The organism is Peribacillus sp. V2I11 (assembly GCF_030817135.1).
Classification (GTDB): domain Bacteria; phylum Bacillota; class Bacilli; order Bacillales; family DSM-1321; genus Peribacillus; species Peribacillus simplex.
In genome coordinates this window covers 74,842-94,683 of record NZ_JAUSYW010000002.1, presented here as the reverse complement: position 1 = coordinate 94,683, position 19,842 = coordinate 74,842, and the positions used below count along the sequence as shown (strand labels likewise).

Below are 19,842 nucleotides of genomic sequence, written 5' to 3'. Positions count from 1 at the left end.
TTTCTTTCCATCCTCATATATAAAAAAGAACTTCAGGAGGTCCTATGGGAAAGTATATTACTATTGGTGCGATAATCGGTAGCATAATCGGTTGGGTAACAGGTTTTACAATCGTAACAGGACTCGTTATAGGAGCAATCGTAGGCGGCATTAGTTATACAATGAATTCGAGAAGGAACATCGACAAACCGACTAAAAAAACAAATGAAATTAAAGAAAAAACGCTTCAATTACGAGAAGAGCAGCTGGAAATAAAAAAAAAACGAGTACAAACGGGGGAGGTAAAGGTTCATAAAGAAGTCGTCGAAGAACAGAAAACGTTCACTGTTCCTATTAAGCGTGAAGTATTAGTAATAGAAGCAGGAAATGAGGAGGAACTTCGAATTCCTCTAAAAGAAGAAGAAATTGAAATAAACAAACACCCCGTGCAAGTAAATAAAGTATTGGTTACAAAACGTCAAATAGAAGAAATAAAACAAATAAAGGAAAAGCTGAAAAAAGAAACAGCACAAGTTTACGTTACAGGTGATGATGCGGATGTCATAAAAAAGCCGCCTTCTGTAACAAAGGACTAACCATTTCCCGCCTTATTCGGGTAGGACAGGTGAAGGCGCTAACCAACCCCTGCTCCTTTTACGTAACCTTCGAGACCACCTTCGCTTCCAACAATCAACAGCGCTGCATTGATAACACTATTGCAGTCAACTGCATTACAATCGAATGAGGAAGGTAACTCATCAAACACAATCGAATGAACTTTTTCATGTTCCAGAGCCTCATCAGCCTACATAAGAACTCAAGATCTTCTGTTTTTTCTCTTTCAAAGAAGTGGTACCGTCTCCCCAATAGGAAGACAAAGATAATTTGTGGTGAAAATTCACTAAATATTGCTTGATATAGCTTGGATTTTTTCATGGCATTTTTATTCATTCTCTGGTGAGATAAACTAGATTGAATTTCTCTGTCAGTTACAATTTATATATATTCAGTTTGTACATTTTATTGATTAAGAAATTAGTCCATATCAAAACATTGCCAGCATCATCAAATCCATGATAGCAAATATTAGATGAAGGGAAAAGTTTTTGCTTTCCAAATATAAAAAGAGGAAGTGCTTGAAAATGAATAACTGGATAACCGCGCTTTTGAATTGGAGAAGACAAAACATTTTAAAGATGTTTGGCAGGAAAAGAAACAATAGAGGCATGATGTGGGTGTCTTTATTAGGTCTTGGAGTTAGTGCAACCGCATTTGGATTAGGTAGGAATCGAAACAGAAATATGCTTCGTCCTGTTCAAAATGTAATGAATAATATTCGAACTCGAACAGCTGGCCAAATGCCAAACGCTACTGCTATAACAGAGTTTTCAAAGCAATTAGTACCTTACAAAAAATCCTTTAAAAAACAAATGAATTTCAGTTCACATAAAAATGCCTACTACAATGTAGGCATTTTTATGTGTAGAAATTGGAACCAGTAAAAACCGAATCAAAATTTTCTCTTGGTAAAAGACAGATTACTGTTACAACTAATAATAATCATACATGTTTTCGACAAAAATATAGCTACTTTTGACGGATATCAATATCATCAGCAAATCAATTGGATAAAAATTTCCAGAAAGTTGATTGATTGACTTAAATACTTTATAGCATCATAAAAATTATCTCCTTACATTATAGATACAAATAAAATTCCCTCTTAAGCAAGAAGTTGTAAAAATCGGGAAAATAGAAATCTTTGGAATAAAGGAACGGAGTCTAGTAAGAGTCCTCTTCACTTTCAAGCAGTTGTTTCACAAACTGCTCATACATGTATTTTTTAATTTCAATCGGGCATCCTGTTATCAGGAATTAAACTGATTAAATTCTGGAAAGGTGGATGGCCGAATTTTAGAACAAAACTGCTTTCTGCCCTATCTTATGATAAATCAAAATCTGTATAGAAAAGAGGAGAAGTATATGTCTGAGCACCCAATTCAAGGACTGATGACAACTGCTATGGAAAATCTGAAAGAAATGATTGATGTTAACACTATTATAGGAGACCCTGTTGAAACCCCTGATGGCAGTTTGATACTAACTGTTTCAAAGGTTGGTTTCGGATTTGCTGCAGGTGGAAGCGAATTTATGCTTAATGGAGATTCAAGTGGCAGCGGTCAAGGACAATCAAAGGAACAACCTTTCGGTGGAGGAAGTGGAGGCGGTGTTTCCGTTACCCCCATTGCCTTCTTAATTGTGAATTCCAATGAGGTGAAAATGGTTCATCTTGATGAAAGCACGCATTTATATGAAAAGATACTCGATCTTGCTCCTCAAGCAGTAGATAAGATTCAGCAGATGTTCAATAAGAACGGCGATGACAATAGCAGTCAGAATCAACAGAATCAAAGCTCAATCTGAAAGGTTATAATGGACCAAAGCAGGATTTAGAATTCGTAAGTGAAAGACGTTAACTTTTACTCTGAGAAGGTTTAACATTTTTCACCCTCAGAAATTATATCTTTCTGAAGTTAGACAGGTCTCTAGCTCCTGTGCTCGGGACTAGAGATCATAAGCCAATCCGTCAAGAAAGTTAATGAACACAACCTCCTGCTGGCTCCCCTTATGCTTGTCGCACCTAACCAAGGTGCTATACTTATTTAGAAATGACTGTTTTTAATTTTAGCTATTTCCAATAGGTGTTCAATACTCTTTTCGACACTACTCTGATCGTTCGGAAATATTTATATGTAATTTACATTACAAATTATTCCTTAAGTTGATAGCTATAGGCTTTCTGTTCTTTATAAAAGGTTATTTATATTGTGTTAAAAAGATTGAAAATCGCGTTTATTTTCGATTTTAAAGCGAATATTAACCAAAACATCCTTAATTTCTAAAAAATTTGGGGTGTTTTAGTGCTGAAAATGCAACTTTTAAATTTGCCCAATGTACTCATTTTGTTATTTAAGAAAATCAATGATGTTAAAATTCGCTTAAAGAAAAATACAAGAGATTCGTAATGAGTGGAAACAATTAATTAGATATCGTAGTCCTCAATAGGCCATGATAGCTGGGTGTTCAGTTAAAGGGCCATTTAATTGAGTAAATAAATCCATATTTCTCATTTATGACAATGAGAGATTGGGATATTTATTACTGGAATATCCTTAACGGTATAATTCTCATTTTCCTGACGCTACACCTATGTACGGAAAATATTAAAATTTCTATAATTTTTATAAGGTAAGCCAATACTTAATCCAGGAATCAAAAACACCATAGGTAAAAAAACAGGACCGAATAGCAACCCGAATACCTTTAGACTTTAAGAATATATCAACTCTGTTGTTACGATATAAGCACGACAAACGGAAGAAAGGAATAAGGTAATTTTTCTCTTCCTGCAGCCCAATTAAGCGTCTCATATAGAAAACCATATAGAGACAGGAATAAAACATGAGCGAGTCATAATTGACCTGGTCAATATCACCTTGAAAGCTGTAAATAATCCCTTTATTAAAATTCGATTGAACGTTGATTAAACTTCAAATACTATCAAAAGCAGTCCCTTAAGAAATTTACCATTTAAAAGTTGTTCAAAGCCTGAAAAGGCAATACTCCAAAGGACCTTCTCAATTCGTCCTTCCCTTGTTGACATCATTCACTGCTTATTAGCTAACTGATCTCTTCTATCCGGTGTTTGTGGCGGTTGCTCTAGCCAACCGTTATTAATCATTATATTGGCTCCACCTTCTACATATTGTACAATTTCCGCCATTAATCGAGGATTAAGAGAAAGAAAAGAGGCTGACAGGGTATATTCAGATCTCGTTCCTTTTTTTCCTTTCCTTCCTTATTGAATATTGTCTTTATTTCTTACGTTTCAATTTTATCTCCGCGACAGAACCGATGAATTTTGTTGTTTTTGCATGGCAGCGGAACTTTTGGTTCCTCTTTCGAGGTTTTCTTTTTCCTCCGATTTAACTTCCTTAAAAATCGATCCCATGGAAGATACAAATAAATTTGAATAGATCTAAATAATTCCCACTGCATTTTAATGGTGTGTTAATGGTATTTTATTTGTTTTATTATCCCTTTGATGTACCGTTTTATTGAAGGGATGATTCATTGTTTAATGACTTAAAAAGGAGGAATAATCTGTTTATTCGGACGAAAATCAAATTGGCACGATAATTGCAAAGTTATATGGTAAGCCGCTAAACGATGGTGAACACGTATCTTTTATGTAAGGAAAAGGAGGAAGAGAAAAAACGAAAAAAAGACCAAGCATCTTTCAAGCGATTGTTCCAGTTTTTACGCAACGGGAAGTAAGACCCCCAGTTTAAAATTTCGAGGAAACCAAGAAGGATAAGTGGAGGATAACTGCCCGTAAAAGGGGCGGGAAACGATTCGTTACTTTTCGATCTATTCAGTAGACATGATGTGAATTAACAGTGTTAGACACCTAATATTCATCAAACCGAGTGGCTAAAAAAGAAGGAGTCATTGCCTTACCCCTGAGAGGCCATATCTAAAATATCGGTCTCTAACGTTAATAAATTTTGGCTATGTTAAAGGCTAGTGTTGATTTTAGGTGGAGGGCAAAAGTCTATACTCATTTTATATAGATAGGGGGTCCAGTCCCGAACATGCAGATTTACAACGCTAAGCTATTCATAGGGTTAAAAATGAATGATTTAACAACGATAAGACTTTTGAGACAGGTCATATGAGACACTGGCACCCCTTATTTGTCGCAAAATTGGTTACGTATCAATAGATTAAACCCTATTGATACAAGGTTGTCTGCCTTAACGTTGTAAATCCGCGGTAATCCTGATGCTACCCCAGATAGATTAATTTTTATATTTTAACAATATTCAATAAACAGTAGAAAGGAAGTAAAATCAATGGTTTTGGGGACTGTATTAGATTTAAGGGAGACTATAGACGAATATCGCTAGAGTATGTACGAAATAGTAAAGAAGAAAAGCATTTCTGATCCACATGTGATAAAAATTAGTCAGCAATTAGATGAAAAAATCATTATGTTGCAAAAAATCATGTACCATCCTCAGCCTTTATCAACAGCAAAGTCTCTTTATCATGATGAAAACAAGATCGAGCCTATAACCATTACTCATAGTAAATAGTTTAGCCGAAATAATCAACAGCAAACTTTAACAAAGCTTAAATTTTAATACTCGTAAAAGTCTAAGGAGGAATTGAAATGAGCAAATTTATGTTAGGTCGTTGGGGTGTCTGTGCGCTTGCCGCAGTCCTGTTTTTTTCCTTCGCGATCATCGGAGCAAGCGGAGCCCCAAAAGAAGCGGCCACTTCCAAGATGAAAGAGGGGCCTAGGGTGATTTTGGCTATTCACGGTGGAGCCGGTGGCGGAACGGTACCCAAAGATCAACAGGACGAATACCGGAACACCATGCGTTCAGCATTGGATGCCGGGAAAAAAATAGTCGACTCAGGGGGTTCAAGTGTCGATGCGGTGGAGGCTGCTGTCCGAGTGTTAGAGGATTCTCCTCTGTTTAATGCCGGAAAAGGAGCAGCTTTCAACGCCGAAGGCTTTAAACTCAGGGTTATTCATCACCAGACTCATGGTCGCAAGGAAGAGGTAACGCCGCAGGCGTGATCTTCCACGTTTGGAAAGAACAATTTGGCCTTTCCACTTCCCAGAGCTTGCTTCAGCGAGATGCAATCCTGCATGACGAAGGAGCGCATTCCCGTGAGCGAACCCACTCAGATCTCCAGCTTCTCCTAAGATTCCCGCTAGTGAAATCTCGCTGATTCCTTTAATGGCAAGTATTTGCTTAACGAATGGAATCTGTTCCAAGACGTTTGTGACTTCTTGCGTCACTCTTTCGAGTTGGGATGAAGCGAGATCATATTCCTCTAATAACTGTCCCAAGTGAAGTTTATACGCATCAAGGGCTTGTTTCGTACCAATTGAACGCTTGGCCAATACAAGCAGGGAACGGGCTTTTTTATGCCCGGAATGTCGTTTCATACATGACTTCCAACCGGTTACGATATCTTGAGGCTGTAAGGAACATAATTCAGCTGGGGTAGGAAAGAGGCGTAGGGTTGCGATTGCCCCTTTACATGATACGTCTTTAAACACTTGTCGGAGCTCGGGAAAGACAACATCCACCCAGCGATTAATTTGGTTGATGGAGCTAACAAGAACGCTTAACGATTACATCTCGGTTAGCCATAAGGACACGAAGTTTTTCAAATGATTCTGAAGTGGAACGAACGAAGGCATAGTAGCCATTCTTCACCATGTCAGCGATGACAAGGGCATCTTTTTTATCACTTTTGGATTGCGTATTATCACGATTTTCTTTGTTTCTTTTGACATGGTGAGGATTGACGGTGACGACATCCATGTTTTGTTTGACTAGCCACTTTGAAAGGTTTATCCAATAATGTCCGGTAGGTTCCATTCCGACTATCGTTGTGTCTAGGTTTTTCATGTGTTTTAGTTCCTGGATCCAGTTTAGTAATCGAGTAAAACCCTCTTCGTTATTTTCAAAAGACAAGGGTTTCCCGACCACAATGCCCCGAAAGTTTACAGCACGGGCCACGTGTATGTGTTGGGCAATATCCACACCAACAACTAGATGTTGATCCGTAATTCTCTCAATTAGTTGATTTTGTTTGTTTTGCATTTTAAAATTCATAGTAGGGCTTCCTCCTTAAGACTTTGAGTTAGATTGGTCTCTATACTCGTATCTTACTGAGGGGCTCTATTTTTTTCAAACCTGATATTTAACGACCTACAGGAATGCTCCCTCACGTGACAATCTGCATCGTTAATTTGACGTGATTAGTAAAGATGGTATCAATCATTTTACCCGTCAAATAGATAGATAAAAGGGTGTATAATACGATATCCCAGTTGAAAACAGCTCCAGAAATAAAAACAATTATGCCATTCATACCGGTGAGAAGAAGGCCAATACTGACATTACTGGTTTGGGAAATCATAATAGCAATAATATCCAAACCGCCCGATGTTCCAGAATACTTTAAGATAAGACCTGCTCCGATACCGGCAATGACCCCACCAAAAACTGTCGATAGCAATATATTGTCGGTCACTTCAACAACTGGCAACAAGTATAAGAAGACCGAAAGTGAAACGACACAAATCAATGTACTGATCGTGATGGTTTTCCAAGTTTGTAGTAGCCTAAAATGACTAACGGTAAGTTAAGCATTAGATTCAATAAGCCAGTATTAAGTGGGGTGATTAATCCAAGCAAAATAGCAATACCACTAATTCCACTACCTAAAATTTCATAAGGAACCAGAAAGAAATTAAAAGCAAATGCAACAATTAGCGAACCTGCAATGACAATTAAATTTTTCATAAACATATGAACTCCTTTAAAAAATCTGTAAAAAAAGCAACAAAAAAGGGACGAATAATATCGGGGTCCAACCTCATTTTCGATATGAAAATAGGTGGTTAGAAATATCTCCTGAAAATGGTTTTAACCCCTTTTCAAACACATTCCTTTGGATGGGGTCGGTTGATAATCCACTTTTACGATGCCGTTGCTGCTTGAGAATGCTTTGTTTACGGTTATGTCTGTAAATCCTGCTGTTTGAGCAACTTTTGTTGCGTCTATTTTGGTATTGCCTTTTTATCAAAACAGAATTTAACTTCATGATAGTTGAAGAATAAAAAATGCTGCCGAAGCTGTTGAATGACAATAAAGTTGTATAAAAACACCAGTCATGTTATTCCATTAAAGGGTCATTTAATTGAAAAAGGCTTATTAAACAAACGAGGCAGTTTATACCCGAGGTTACTCAAAAGCAAAGGAGTCAGACCCCTTTTGAACCAGCCTCGGTTCTTTTTTTTAAATATTACCTTATTAAAAAAGTCATGAACTTTGGAGTGCCAAGAGGGTTTTGGGTATGGTGACCCTATTAACACCTTAAATTCCTTCCACTACGTTATAGTCAGCCTTTTACCGTTGACAGGGCGTTTTTTTATTTCTTTTACGATTATTGGGGATTGTACCGATATTAGATGATCTAGAGAGTGTTTATGCCGCGAAAGTAGTTTTATAATGAGGGTACTCTCATGTAAACTTGTGGAGGTTGCCCTATTTGTAGGAATAATTTTTAAAAAAACGGTGAAAAATACCATAGTTGATAAAAATTATTAATAAAGGCGGATGATAAACATGACAACGGTACGTGACATTATGACTAAAGATGTGAAGGTATGTGCACCACATGATTCTGTAACAGTAGCAGCAAGAATTATGCGAGATATCAATTGTGGTTCTGTTCCAGTTTGTGAAGGTAGGAAAGTCATAGGCATGATTACAGATCGTGATATTATTTTGAATTGTGTGGCAGACGGTAAAGATTGCAATACTATTCATTGCCATGATTCTATGACTACGAATGTAATAACTTGTGCTCCGAATACAGATGCACACGAATGTGCTCGTATGATGGCCGATCATCAAATCCGTCGTATTCCTATTGTAGAAAATGGTGAAATTGTTGGTATTTGTGCTATTGGTGATCTTGTAACAGTGAACATTCATATCAATGAAGCCGGTGAAGCGTTAAGTCACATTTCTGAATCTACTCATTTAGAACATTAAATCGATGCAAAGGTATGGAGCCCTGAGCGGTCTTTGTAGGACAGGAAACTTTATTTTACTAATGTCGACTCCTATTCAATAGAGTTTTCCTTATTGGGGTCCTACTAACAAAAAGTGCAGAAAACATACGCTAAGGATGGAACCCCGTCATATTGGGCTTTTGCTATAATTTAATTTGTTTGAATTAGTTGAACAAAGAATACAGAATGGTTTCTGAACACACCTAGGCTTAACAAACATAGGTTTATAGGTTTTTTTTAACAAAACCTTAGCGTCTATTTCGCGTTTTGTTACCTGGATCCAATAATAAGAATAATTAAAGAATTGGAAGTAAACATTATAAATGTTTCAAATCAAATGGAGGTCAATATAATGAACATACAACGAGCACAAGAGATTGCTGCTTCACCAGTTATGGCTAATGTAACCTACAATGAGGTTCCAATCTATATTCAAAATGTGGATGAAAATAATGAAACAGCTAGAATCTATCCTCTTGATGAACCAAAGAATGAACAAGAGGTTCCTTTATCTAATTTAAAAGAATAATTCGTCAAGTAAGAGTGTGTTTACTTGGGTCACTCTCTTGTCGTAAATGAATGCATAAAACCCCATTTCTTATGCAGCATCCAGACTTCTTCAGAAGCCGAAAACGTTTATTCATCCACACGATGTAAAAAAAGGTGCATAAACTATAAAAACGGACTTGATTAAACCCCTTGAGCATCAAGGGGTTTAATAATTGCTAACTTCCGTTAAGAACATTATGGGGTACCACCACATACCCATCAAGCTAAGTTAAAACAATACCTCCAAAAATGAAAAAACGCTATGCTTATCTTAAGAAGTTTACGAGAAAGGATGGTGTTTTTTTATGAATCCTATCATCTCCATTGTGAACTGACACTTTTTGCACAAGAATTACAACGCTTTTTATCTCCAATAGTCCTACAAGAAATCGCCAAACAAGTTGGTTTTGTACAGCGATCTAGTAAGTATCAAGGGGATGAACTCATCGCCCTTTGCGTTTGGCTCAGCCAAGAAGTCGCTAATACATCGCTAACGCAGCTATGTAGTCACTTAGAAGCTTCGACGGGTGTACTAATGAGCCAAGAGGGACTCAATCAACGCTTTAATCCAGCAGCTGTCGCATTCCTCCGAGAAGTCTTTACCTCACTCCTAACACAAAAACTCTGTTCCAATCAATCGCTTTCTTCACACATGATTTCTACTTTCAATCGTATCCGTATTTTAGATCCGACAGTGTTTCAACTGCCTGATCATTTCGCCACTGACTATCAAGGTTCAGGTGGAAGTAGTAATAGGGGTCCCGGCAGAAAAATGCGGAAAACATACGTTAAGCATATTTCCATGACGATTATCTCATCTTGAGGTCATACTCCGATAGCAGTATGCACTTCAGCTTCATCACTCAAGAATCCCAATACCGTACGTGGGAGTGTCAATTAGTTTTCTCTAATTCGCAACCTGTTGGAAAATCCTCTTGTTGCATTGCTATGTTGCCATTATTTAATTTTTTTATTGTGTAATACTTTACTTCATCTGTATAATTGTCAATTAACTTTAAGTGTAATATTTCATCTTCTTGACTTTCAATTAGGTAAGCGTCCACTGTATCGTCCATTAAGACAGTTTTTGTAGCGAAATCTTCTTGACCTTCTTGACTTTCAATTTGGTAAGAGTACTCTGTATCGTCCATTAAGACAGTTTTTGTAGCGAATTTCACGATATCGTATTCACTCGTGCAGCGATCTGTAACATCTGATTTCCCATGTGCGAAACCATGTTTTTTCACCCAATCTCCTTCTAAAGAAATATCTTTATTTCCGCCGCATCCAGCTAGCAAAGCCAAACAAGAAAACACCATTATCACCTCTTTTTTCAAGTTATCACATCCCCAATCTTCCATTATTTTTCTCTTTCTAAAGACATAGGCGTCAGTTGATGGACGTTGTTTACTCGTTATCCTTTCTGAGAAACCAAACCATCTCCTTTTCCTGAATCAATCCGTTAAACTACTCTTAAAATAAGCTGAAAGGGTTAGTAAGAAATAATGAGTGAGAAAATAGTGTAATCGACCTTATCATTCTGATCAGGATGACCGAGGTCGATTACTGTTGTTGTAAACTCTTTTTTACTGTTTAGTGGACATAAAATGCGTTCTCGATTTACGTTGAATAGGTGTGTGCGCAAACCAGAACGAAACTAATACACCATGGATCGTGATTGGACCAGGAATTTAAACACTCTTTCATGTAATTTTTGTACCAAAATGAGAACTATGTATCTTAATATTTTTAGATAATCTTATTTGGCAAATACATGCTTACCAATCTTAGTTATAGTTTGACCTTGTTAATATCCATTCATCTGGCGGTATAAGGATTGTAATAATATAATGATCCCATAAGTAGGGTACCAACCCTTTAAGGCTTGATGATAGGGTTCTTGCTGTAGACCGCAAAGTAATTTATGGATAAGGAAAAAATGCTCTTATTTTTTTATTTCTTCAAGTTTTCTTCGATTGACTGCTCTATATAGAGAACCTTGAGATATTCCTGTTACCGCCACTATCTCTTTTATGGAATACTCTTTACTATCATACATCCGCAGCGCAACAGCAAGCTTTTCTTTATCTAATTTAGGTCTACCCAATTCTTTTCCACGCTTTTTACTTGCTTCGAGTCCCTCCTTTACTCTTTCAGCAATGAGGTTTCTTTCTAATTGAGCAATCACACACATCATTTGGAACATTGCTTTACCTGTAGAGGTTCTTGTATCCATATTTTCCTTTAAAGAAATGAATTGCACTCCTATCTCTTCCAACTGTTGAATAATGTTGAGGATATCCAATGTTTTGCGTCCTAAACGGGATATGCTTTCCACTACAACTGTATCGCCTTGTCTTATTACATCAAACAGTTGATGAAGTCCCTTTCGATCTTTAATGGTACCTGTAAACTTCTCCTTCACTATTTTTTCACAACCATATTCAGAAAGTATAATAATTTGCCGATCTAAGTTTTGGTCAATAGTAGAGACACGTGCATATCCGATAATCATATGTAACCTCCAATATACTTGTATATTTTAATTTTACTAGAGGTATCTTTATTGTAAAGGTATTTGGAAATCTTTTTGGTAATTATTTTTGGTAACCGGAGATCTTAATAAAATCAAAGGCAAGTAGATGGATGAACAATCGTTACAAAAATACTGGTTTTTGGTAATCTAGTTGAGTAAAAAAAAGTTGTTTAATTTAGTGTTTAAAATTTATGTGTGCTTGAAGGTGATTAAATGACCTCTCAAACACGTTAGTTATTCAAGAAAAGGGCCAGATTGTTGAGGAATGTTTTCACGAAATCGTGTTAGAATTAAAATTGAAATTGTGAAGACTTTTACATTAACTATTAGGTTTAGAGCTCAATAAGACAATAAAAATGAAACTAATTTTAAGCATGCTACGTATATAATAGTTAAAATGTTTTCACCATTATTACTTTAAAAACTTATAAATGAGGTGGTGGCTTATGAAAAGTCAATGGAACTTATTATTAGCACTAATTGTCGTCTTAATTATTGCGATTTTTTCAGTTATCAATGTAGAGCCTGTAACTGTTAATTATTTGTTTGGAAAAGCTGAATGGCCATTGATCCTTGTCATTATTAGCTCAGTTTTATCGGGAGCCCTATTGGTTGGATTAATGGGTATGATGAAAATTTATCAGCTTAAAAGAGCTTTGAAAAAGTCAAAATGTGAAAATAGAGACCAAATAGATAAAAAAGAGATAAATGAAAGTATAAAAGCAAGTAGTTAAATAAAGCATTTAACTAAATAGCTAAGATTCATTAATAGTACTTATTAAAATAGTGAATCGTCTACACTTATCTGGACAGAAGTTTAAAGGGCAGATACACTTAACTCACTACAGATAAGGGAGCACTCAAAATGACCAAGCGAGAACGCCGTACGTTCACTTCCGAATTTAAACAACAGATCATTCAACTCTACCAAAATGGGAAAAACCGAAAGGCTCTTATTGAAGAATATGAACTTACTCCTTCTTCTTTAGACCGGTGGATACAACAGAGTGAAAACACAGGTTCTTTTAAAGAAAAAGATAACCGTTCTCCTGAGGAACAAGAACTTATTAAACTACGAAAAGAACTGAAGAAGTTACAGATGGAGAATGATATTTTAAAGCAAGCCGCGCTGATACTAGGGCGAAAGTAAATGTAATTAAACGGAACAAAGATAAATACTCGGTATCAGCAATGTGTGGCGTCCTAGAGCTTTCACGGAGCACCTATTACTACGAAGCAAAAGAACGAACCTCAGAAGACGATGTCACAAACGCCATTTTAGACATTTTTGATAAAAACCGTAAGGCGTACGGAACACGTAAGATTAAGGTTGAATTAAAGAAAAGAGGCCTTACGGTCTCCAGAAGGCGAATTGGCCGAATCATGAAAGAACAGGGGCTTGTTTCCTCTTATACAATCGCTCAGTACAAACCGCTAAAGACCTCATGTAACGAATCAGTCCAGGCAAACGAATTAAATCGGGAATTTCTACAAAAAGAAGAGAAAAAAGTAGTGGTAAGCGATTTAACATATGTCAAAGTCAAAAATAAATGGCATTACATATGTGTCTTTGTCGATCTCTTTAATCGTGAAATTATTGGATTTAGCACAGGACCTAACAAGGATGCGAAGCTTGTGGCAAGAGCGTTTGCATCTATCAAAGGGAACCTCCGTGATATTCAGCTCTTCCACACAGATCGAGGGAATGAATTTAAAAACAAGCTGATTGACGAAACGTTAACCATATTTGAGATTGGTCGTTCACTAAGTATGAAAGGTTGCCCTTATGATAACGCTGTCGCGGAAGCGACCTTTAAAATCATTAAGACTGAGTTCGCCAATCAAACAACATTCGCAAGCTTAGATCAGCTAACACTCGAATTTGGAGACTATGTGAACTGGTTTAATAAGCTGCGAATTCATGGAACTTTAGGCTACGTAAGCCCTCTAGAGTTTAAGAAGTTATCCCTTAAAAAAGTTGTTTGATTTAGTGTTGACAATCCATAGGGCGCAAATTTGAACAATGATGGACTGTTTCAGCAGTCCATTTTTCTTACTTGGGCTTCGTATGACACAGAAATACTCAAAATTAAGCAACTGTACGGAGTTGGTGGAGGATATGAGATAACTCTAAAAGTCCACCCTTATTATGATGCTCATAATAGTTATGGAATAGATGAGGTTGTTGTAGATACAAGGGGTGAGTTAATAAATTATAAGCACATAAAAACATATCCTTGAACTTCAACTAACGGATGCGGTCTTCATTAAGAAGGATCGCTTTTTCTGATGGAACTAAAGGGGCAGTATAGTTGAAGAAATAAAAAACGGTTAATGATTCCAAACAAAATGCTATTATGAATCTAAGATTTTTAGAGGTTGGTTTTTAATAATAGGAGGAAGTGTAAAATATGATTGAATATATAGGTGGTAAAGAATATTGGAACGGACGTAAGTGCGATAGTAATTTTGTATTTCGTACATTAGCAGATATGTTCCCTCAAGATTATGAGTTATATATAAAAGAATCAAAAGAATACAAAAAAAGAATATAGTTCTACACTGTTCTAATTGTAATTATGATTGGGTGAATTATGAAACCGATATTTCTACGGCCCAATGTCCTACCTGCAAATCAATGAAGTTTCTAAAATTATAAGCCCTTATTTAGACTTTGTGATTGTGAATAAATGTACTTAAACTAACGGGTGCGTGTGCGGCCGAGCCTAGGTCGTATCATATAGCGGGTGGGATTCCGGTCGAGTAAGAACTAGCCATTCGCTCGTAGCGAGTTTTGGAGGGCTAAAGGTAACTTTAGTCTTTAAGCGTAGACAGTTAGGTGGCGGGCCGAAAGTCAAATGGTTGAAGGGATTGAGCTCCATAATGTTAGTAAATCGAGAGGGCTGATGCTTTACGCACAGCAGAAAGCTACATTTTATCCTTCGTTAAGGGCAAGATGGATAAAACCTCTCTGGAGTCAGAGACCTTGGCACGTTACACATCGATATGATACGGAAACTCGGGAGACCCTATCGGTCTTTTCTTGTTAGAAGAGTATGGTGTACAAGCGATAAAAAGCAAGGAAACCAAATGCTGTGTAGGGGGTCGGATAGCAGCGTAGTACCAATGAAGTTGGGTAATGCCGATGGAGGAAAGGCTAGCTACCAGTTATCGCCCTTACTAGGGAAACATTTACTACACTCAGAGGTAGGGATAAATGGAAACAAAACTACTAAGGATAGCAGAATTAGCAAAATCTGAATCTGAGAGATTAGCTGCATTTTAGGGAATGGTAACTAGGAGGAGTCGTGTGAAGAAGGAATGAGACTTCGCTTAATTTACCTGTGTAACCAAAACCACCACCGTCATTAAGCATCAGAAAGTTGTAAATCGGAAAAAGCCCACAACATTTAGGTTGGGGCTCTTCTTGCTCCTATTTACTGACTTTGGCAGCTAGTTGGCGATTTTTGTGACTACTAATGAGGGATACCTATATGTTACATTGGCAGATGCAGTAATAACTCTAATACTTAGCCTATCGTTTGCGGCTAATCGCAGTTGGATTGTTCTTCCTATCGTGTTTCTAATTTCAACTTGCGATGGGTTACCGCCTGGTCCGCCTGTAATACGATTAAAGGATTCAAAAGTGCTTTCAAGAACTGGAGTTGTATCGTTTATGAATAACCTGAACTGCACTTCGGTATTAAACGCCAAGTTAGAAGCATTAATAAGTCTAGCTGTTAAATCCATGCTGATCTCATATACCCCAGCAGTCAAAACCTCAAGATCAGTATAAGGGCCAGGACCAGGAGGAAATGGAGCTGTTCCTAATAACGGCCCAGGAGTAGTGAATACAACCTTTTGCCCCAAGGCAGGTGGAATTACCTGAGACACTGGGACAAAAGTTCCAGACGGATCGTACAATGATCCATAAGCCAAAGCACCCCCTGGCCCCTGAGGACCTTGAGGACCTTGTGGTCCTGGAAGTCCTTGAAATCCTTGAGGTCCTCGAGGACCTTGTTCACAATCCTTACATTTTTTATGATCGTTTTTATTAAGGAAATGCTCGTTTTTATTAAGGAAATCATCGTTATTACACTTATAGGTCGTGTCAACAAATCTACGACCTTGAATTGGCTTTTCTATTTTACTCACCCTTTTTCCTCATTGTTCACTTTCCGAAAAGTCGAGCAATGAAGCTTTTTTTTTGTTTTTTCCGCTTCTCTTTCTGCTTTAATAGTTTCTATTTCCTCTTTAGCAGAGGATACAAGGGGTCCTATACGTTTTACAGTAAGTGACGGAGATCTATAAGAAACACTTCCACTCACATTTTGAATAAACACAAACACGTTTTCTCCTGCATTTAACTCCACTTGGACGGTCTTACCTATAGTGTTAAACCATGAAAGTTCTCCAGTTTGACATGTCAATCCTGTAACGATTTCGAAAGAGGAACTTGGAATGGGCCCTATGACACTTCAGTTAATCGTGAATAAGGCAGTTTCAAGTTCATTAGTAATAACAACAAGGGCGGCACTTATTTCATAGACACCACTAAGAGAGACAGTGATCTCATTTGTTTCCGGATTCGGGATTGTATTTAAACTAAATCCTGGGAAATCAAAATCTATACGGACACGATCCTGCCCTGTTCTAGTGCCTTCCCCATATAACGAGCCAAAAGCTGGAGTGACACCAGGTCCTGGAAATCCTTGAGGTACCAGAAGGTTTTTAGGAGGTTAAAAAAACACTTCCTTTCATCAGTATTAGTACTATTATATTTAGTTTTGAGATGAAAGGTTTGTACTACATAAAAAAAGGCTTTTCCCCCCCTCTATTCGGTGGGTAAGTTCCATATGTATTTAGCTAACTAAATTGGGGTAACTCCCTGCTTATTTTTTTGCCCTTCTCCTGGCGAGTTATGGCCACCCCACCGCAAAAATTTTTAGAGAGAAAACGGAATAAATGGAAACCTCGAAATTCCTAACCACCCCCTCTCTTATATGGCTTTCCTGTATTGAATTGAGTAGGGAAGTAGCTGCTTATCGATAGATAAATTGCCTAGAATCGCCTTCAGCGACATGCATTTAGAAGTTCCCCCGTAATTGGTACCTCGATTAGCATTTTAGTGACCGGCTGCTGTTTATGGTTAGGGTTATTTACCAAATAATACCACTACTACTTTTCGGAAATGGTGCGTCTATTTTCCGAGTACCAGTCACTGGGGGTAGGAGGGGGTGGTCCCCCCAGGGGTGGCTTCCGGTATTCCGTACCTTCCCTATAGGGAGCAGTTGGAGGGAGGGTTATATCCTGCCCGCGTAGGTCCTTGACTCTAATCTAATCCCTTTTCTCTTCTTCTTCTTTCGTTATTCCTATTGTGCTAGTTAGGTCATATCCTGCATTGTACATGGGTTGGGTATGAGGGAGTGTGATCCCGTAGTGCTGGCCTGGTGCCTGGCGCTGGTATGTGGCTACTATCCATGCCTATCACTATGTACATGGTAGTGCTGATAAGAACCCCCTAAGAAAAGTGCCTTTAGAAAAGGAGTCCGATAAGGTACACTTTTACGAACGGGGTTTTTTTTATGAAATCGCCTATTTTTAACGTTCGTTAAAGTTTTAATATATTATACGAACGTTCATTATTTTTCAACAATTTTTACGAACGTTTTTGATAATGGAAAGAATGCAGAAGTTGGTGTAGGAAAATGGATATTCGTAGATTTGGATACATTGATATGGGTGTTATTATTGATGGATACTGTTCGGATATTACACGGACTTTCGTGGTAGGAGAGGAAACAGCTAAGCATAGGGGAATTTATGAAACTGTCCTTCAATCAACTAGAGCAGGAGTGAATACAGTAAAATCGGGTATTCGAATTGGAGATATTGATATTGCTGTGCGTAATGTAAACAAGGAAGCTGGGTATAAACAATATTTTAATAAATGAATCGGCCAAGGTCGTGGTGCAAGAACAGGTATAGATTATCAGCCATGGTTAAAAATTCAAGAAGAGGTAGATGACTTTTTTCAGTATCATTTTGATGATGGTGTCAAGCCTTCCGGAGAGCAGCTTTTGCGGAGCGAGACGACGACAAGATCATTTATACCTTCTCGAGATTACTATTTCAACTTCGTTAACTTCAAATGCAGTGTTTGTGGTTCCTTTTAATTCTGTAATTCGCTTAGCATCCTCTATCACTTTATGTACGTTTAGAAAAAATAGCTCAAAAAAAAGAGACTCCCCATTGTAGGGAAGTCTCTCATTGTCACGAGGACCCAAGTATCTTTTTACCTCTTGGTTTTATGCCTAATTTTTTCAATGAGCATATTACCCGACATTGGGTTTGGCTTGGATAGGCTCATACGTATCAACGTCATCATCATCAAATATCGCCTTCGGCAAACCAGTGTGGCTAGCCCAATAATACGTGATTAGGGAAACGCAGCCAACAATGATAAGATCCCAAGGGTGTTTTACAGATTCAGTACCTCCAAATAACCCGAAATACGAAATAACAATCATGGATGCATAATAAAATACCAGCCATAAAGATGACTTTATTTGTTGTGCAAAACTTACTTTTTCAGTAGGTACCCATTTCTTAAAAAATAAATAGATGACAAACATGACGATTTGCGAACCAAGCAGCCAAGAAATAGTTTTCCAACCAGACCAGTATACAATAAAGGACGCAATAATAAATGAAAGTGGCCCGAGAATGACCATTCCTTTCAAGTAAAATGGACGCGGTAAATCAGGTGCGTTACGCCGAAAAGTTGCAGCTGCAATTGGAGCAATTGCATAACTCAACACAAGAGCTGCTGAAACAACACTGATTAAGGATTCCCATGACGGAAATGGCAACGTCCAGAAAACTGACAAGATAAATGATAACCAAACGGCAGGACGAGGAATACCTGACTTTTTGTCAACTTTTCCAAAAACTTTAAACAATGTTCCACTACGTGCCCAGCCATATACAATACGAGGGGTTGTAGACATATAAATGTTACCTGTCCCACTTGGAGAAATAATGGCATCCGAAACGATAAAAAAGACAAGCCAACCTAGTCCAAGAACAGCAGCAATATCTTTGAATGGTAGGCTAAAATCTTTACCAACCCCTGACCATCCATTTGCTAACATATCTGTCGGAATACTTCCGAGAAAAGCGATTTGTAATAGCACGTATACGATCGTAGATAGGACAACGGATAAAATCAATGCGATTGGTATCGTCCGTTGCGGATTTTTTGCTTCACTTGCAACAGAAACAATAGGTGTCAAGCCTAAATAAGCAAAAATTACTCCCCCAGTTGAGATGGCCGACTCAATTCCAAAAAAACCGGACGGTGCAAATCCTTGAATGGAAAAATTACCGGATTTCATTTGTGTTAATAAAACTATGATGGTAAGAGCAGGAACAAAAAATTTAAAAATCGTAACAATTGTATTTGTCTTCGCAAACGTTTTGACACTCCAATAATTAAGAAGGAAAAAAACACATAATAATCCGAATTGCACTAACCACCCAGTCATTGTCGGTAAGCTTGATCCCGCTTGAGTTAAACTAGGCCACCAAGCTGCCGCATATTGTCGTGCTGCTTCTACTTCAATGGCAATAAGGCTTGAATAAGCAATCAAAGTAATAAATCCAATAAGATATCCTAAAAGTGGTCCATGGGAATATACTGGATATCGTACAACTCCCCCTGCACGTGGGATTGCCGCACCAAGCTCACAATAAACTAAGCCTAATAAAAGAATTGCAAATCCACCAATAATCCATGAAAGTATACCTGATGGTCCTGCAAGTGCACTGACATGACTAGCCGAAAAAAGCCATCCTGAACCAAATATTGCCCCAAACCCTATAAATGTAAGATCAGACAAAGAAAGCTGCTTTTTGAATTTCCCTTGAGTTGTCATCCAAATCACCTCTTCAATTTTATAATCAATGTATCGGTTTTATTTGTAATTACACATCCTTATAGTCACTTGACAAGCAAACAAACGATGAGATTCGACTGAAATTGCGAGGTTACTATAAAAAAATTCCGCCTGATTATCAAAACCTTGTTATACGAGTTTTCACATCC

General features: G+C 37.6%; 18 protein-coding genes and 3 pseudogenes. 13 read left to right on the top strand and 8 right to left on the bottom strand.

Translation table 11 applies throughout. The features are described from left to right. The first annotated feature begins 44 nt into the window (after positions 1–44). The 3 genes from QFZ73_RS27010 (at position 45) to ytfJ (ending at position 2,403) form a co-directional block, all read left to right on the top strand. A complete protein-coding gene (locus tag QFZ73_RS27010) occupies positions 45–575 on the top strand; it encodes a YsnF/AvaK domain-containing protein (RefSeq protein WP_286125511.1) in 531 nt (176 codons plus the stop codon). A gap of 546 nt (positions 576–1,121) precedes the next feature. Beyond that, complete coding sequence (locus tag QFZ73_RS27005) at positions 1,122–1,481, top strand: hypothetical protein (protein WP_307273481.1); 360 nt, start codon at positions 1,122–1,124, stop codon at positions 1,479–1,481. Positions 1,482–1,962: 481 nt separating this feature from the next. Beyond that, positions 1,963–2,403 (top strand): GerW family sporulation protein, encoded by a 441-nt coding sequence (ytfJ, locus tag QFZ73_RS27000; RefSeq protein ID WP_307273478.1) that lies wholly within the window; start codon positions 1,963–1,965, stop codon positions 2,401–2,403. Between the two features lie 1,243 nt (positions 2,404–3,646). Here the strand turns inward: ytfJ and QFZ73_RS26995 are convergent. Beyond that, a complete protein-coding gene (locus QFZ73_RS26995; protein WP_307273476.1) occupies positions 3,647–3,763 on the bottom strand; it encodes a DUF3231 family protein in 117 nt (38 codons plus the stop codon). Positions 3,764–4,952: 1,189 nt separating this feature from the next. On the opposite strand from QFZ73_RS26995, the gene QFZ73_RS29090 reads away from it, so the two are divergent. Together QFZ73_RS29090 and QFZ73_RS26990 are read left to right on the top strand one after the other, a co-directional pair. Further along, positions 4,953–5,138, top strand: a complete 186-nt coding sequence (locus QFZ73_RS29090; RefSeq protein ID WP_373459041.1) for an aspartyl-phosphate phosphatase Spo0E family protein — start codon at positions 4,953–4,955, stop codon at positions 5,136–5,138. Positions 5,139–5,215: 77 nt separating this feature from the next. After that, positions 5,216–5,629: an isoaspartyl peptidase/L-asparaginase gene (locus tag QFZ73_RS26990; protein WP_307273474.1), complete on the top strand. Its 414-nt coding sequence runs from the start codon at positions 5,216–5,218 to the stop codon at positions 5,627–5,629. Here QFZ73_RS26990 and QFZ73_RS26985 read toward each other — a convergent pair. Continuing rightward, positions 5,516–6,680: pseudogene (locus QFZ73_RS26985) on the bottom strand (IS110 family RNA-guided transposase); the annotation flags it as partial. The gene QFZ73_RS26990 and the pseudogene QFZ73_RS26985 sit on opposite strands and share 114 nt — an antisense overlap. 112 nt (positions 6,681–6,792) lie before the next feature. Continuing rightward, positions 6,793–7,373: pseudogene (locus QFZ73_RS26980) on the bottom strand (YitT family protein). 825 nt (positions 7,374–8,198) lie between these two features. Between QFZ73_RS26980 and QFZ73_RS26975 the strand changes: the two are divergent. The 3 genes and pseudogenes from QFZ73_RS26975 to QFZ73_RS26965 all read left to right on the top strand — a co-directional run. Further along, positions 8,199–8,630, top strand: a complete 432-nt coding sequence (locus tag QFZ73_RS26975) for a CBS domain-containing protein (RefSeq protein WP_307273471.1) — start codon at positions 8,199–8,201, stop codon at positions 8,628–8,630. Between the two features lie 372 nt (positions 8,631–9,002). Beyond that, positions 9,003–9,179, top strand: coding sequence for a small acid-soluble spore protein H (locus tag QFZ73_RS26970; RefSeq protein WP_251437098.1), 177 nt, complete (start codon positions 9,003–9,005; stop codon positions 9,177–9,179). 325 nt (positions 9,180–9,504) lie between these two features. Beyond that, positions 9,505–9,986 (top strand): annotated as a pseudogene (locus QFZ73_RS26965) (transposase); the annotation flags it as partial. A gap of 106 nt (positions 9,987–10,092) precedes the next feature. Here the strand turns inward: QFZ73_RS26965 and QFZ73_RS26960 are convergent. Both QFZ73_RS26960 and QFZ73_RS26955 read right to left on the bottom strand, forming a co-directional pair. After that, positions 10,093–10,560 carry a hypothetical protein gene (locus tag QFZ73_RS26960; RefSeq protein ID WP_307273469.1) on the bottom strand — a complete coding sequence of 156 codons (468 nt, stop codon included), beginning with the start codon at positions 10,558–10,560 and terminating at the stop codon, positions 10,093–10,095. A 584-nt stretch (positions 10,561–11,144) separates the two neighbouring features. Beyond that, a complete protein-coding gene (locus QFZ73_RS26955; protein WP_307273466.1) occupies positions 11,145–11,714 on the bottom strand; it encodes a recombinase family protein in 570 nt (189 codons plus the stop codon). Positions 11,715–12,181: 467 nt separating this feature from the next. Between QFZ73_RS26955 and QFZ73_RS26950 the strand changes: the two genes are divergently transcribed. The 4 genes from QFZ73_RS26950 (at position 12,182) to QFZ73_RS26935 (ending at position 14,290) form a co-directional block, all read left to right on the top strand. Beyond that, a complete protein-coding gene (locus QFZ73_RS26950; RefSeq protein ID WP_251437093.1) occupies positions 12,182–12,469 on the top strand; it encodes a LapA family protein in 288 nt (95 codons plus the stop codon). A 131-nt stretch (positions 12,470–12,600) separates the two neighbouring features. Then, positions 12,601–13,721 (top strand): IS3 family transposase gene (locus tag QFZ73_RS26945; protein ID WP_307273460.1). Its coding sequence is split into 2 segments (ribosomal slippage): positions 12,601–12,850 and positions 12,850–13,721, totalling 1,122 coding nucleotides; the frame shifts between segments, so codons are not numbered across the junction. Positions 13,722–13,751: 30 nt separating this feature from the next. Further along, a complete protein-coding gene (locus QFZ73_RS26940) occupies positions 13,752–13,976 on the top strand; it encodes a DUF3888 domain-containing protein (RefSeq protein ID WP_251437091.1) in 225 nt (74 codons plus the stop codon). Between the two features lie 170 nt (positions 13,977–14,146). Further along, a complete protein-coding gene (locus QFZ73_RS26935; protein WP_307273453.1) occupies positions 14,147–14,290 on the top strand; it encodes a hypothetical protein in 144 nt (47 codons plus the stop codon). Positions 14,291–15,188: 898 nt separating this feature from the next. Here the strand turns inward: QFZ73_RS26935 and QFZ73_RS26930 are convergent. Both QFZ73_RS26930 and QFZ73_RS26925 read right to left on the bottom strand, forming a co-directional pair. Next, the gene (locus QFZ73_RS26930; RefSeq protein WP_307273449.1) at positions 15,189–15,890 is read right to left on the bottom strand and encodes an exosporium leader peptide; all 702 of its coding nucleotides are present in this window, start codon (positions 15,888–15,890) and stop codon (positions 15,189–15,191) included. Beyond that, positions 15,887–16,078 carry a hypothetical protein gene (locus tag QFZ73_RS26925; RefSeq protein WP_307273447.1) on the bottom strand — a complete coding sequence of 64 codons (192 nt, stop codon included), beginning with the start codon at positions 16,076–16,078 and terminating at the stop codon, positions 15,887–15,889. Before QFZ73_RS26925 ends, QFZ73_RS26930 begins: the two co-directional genes overlap by 4 nt. A gap of 1,365 nt (positions 16,079–17,443) precedes the next feature. On the opposite strand from QFZ73_RS26925, the gene QFZ73_RS26920 reads away from it, so the two are divergent. Further along, positions 17,444–17,689, top strand: coding sequence for a M24 family metallopeptidase (locus QFZ73_RS26920; RefSeq protein WP_307273445.1), 246 nt, complete (start codon positions 17,444–17,446; stop codon positions 17,687–17,689). 381 nt (positions 17,690–18,070) lie between these two features. On the opposite strand, the gene QFZ73_RS26915 is transcribed toward QFZ73_RS26920, so the two are convergent. After that, on the bottom strand, positions 18,071–19,672 hold the full coding sequence (locus QFZ73_RS26915; protein WP_307273441.1) for an APC family permease: 1,602 nt from the start codon (positions 19,670–19,672) through the stop codon (positions 18,071–18,073). Positions 19,673–19,842 lie beyond the last annotated feature (170 nt).

Bases quoted from the DNA above. Each gene is read 5' to 3' on its own strand.
- QFZ73_RS27010 (WP_286125511.1), top strand. From the start codon at position 45: ATGGGAAAGTATATTACTATTGGTGCGATAATCGGTAGCATAATCGGT.
- ytfJ (WP_307273478.1), top strand. From the start codon at position 1,963: ATGTCTGAGCACCCAATTCAAGGACTGATGACAACTGCTATGGAAAAT.
- QFZ73_RS26995 (WP_307273476.1), bottom strand. From the start codon at position 3,763: ATGGCGGAAATTGTACAATATGTAGAAGGTGGAGCCAATATAATGATT.
- QFZ73_RS26960 (WP_307273469.1), bottom strand. From the start codon at position 10,560: ATGGAAGATTGGGGATGTGATAACTTGAAAAAAGAGGTGATAATGGTG.
- QFZ73_RS26990 (WP_307273474.1), top strand. From the start codon at position 5,216: ATGAGCAAATTTATGTTAGGTCGTTGGGGTGTCTGTGCGCTTGCCGCA.
- QFZ73_RS29090 (WP_373459041.1), top strand. From the start codon at position 4,953: ATGTACGAAATAGTAAAGAAGAAAAGCATTTCTGATCCACATGTGATA.
- QFZ73_RS26920 (WP_307273445.1), top strand. From the start codon at position 17,444: ATGGATATTCGTAGATTTGGATACATTGATATGGGTGTTATTATTGAT.
- QFZ73_RS27005 (WP_307273481.1), top strand. From the start codon at position 1,122: ATGAATAACTGGATAACCGCGCTTTTGAATTGGAGAAGACAAAACATT.
- QFZ73_RS26955 (WP_307273466.1), bottom strand. From the start codon at position 11,714: ATGATTATCGGATATGCACGTGTCTCTACTATTGACCAAAACTTAGAT.
- QFZ73_RS26915 (WP_307273441.1), bottom strand. From the start codon at position 19,672: ATGACAACTCAAGGGAAATTCAAAAAGCAGCTTTCTTTGTCTGATCTT.
- QFZ73_RS26935 (WP_307273453.1), top strand. From the start codon at position 14,147: ATGATTGAATATATAGGTGGTAAAGAATATTGGAACGGACGTAAGTGC.
- QFZ73_RS26970 (WP_251437098.1), top strand. From the start codon at position 9,003: ATGAACATACAACGAGCACAAGAGATTGCTGCTTCACCAGTTATGGCT.
- QFZ73_RS26950 (WP_251437093.1), top strand. From the start codon at position 12,182: ATGAAAAGTCAATGGAACTTATTATTAGCACTAATTGTCGTCTTAATT.
- QFZ73_RS26975 (WP_307273471.1), top strand. From the start codon at position 8,199: ATGACAACGGTACGTGACATTATGACTAAAGATGTGAAGGTATGTGCA.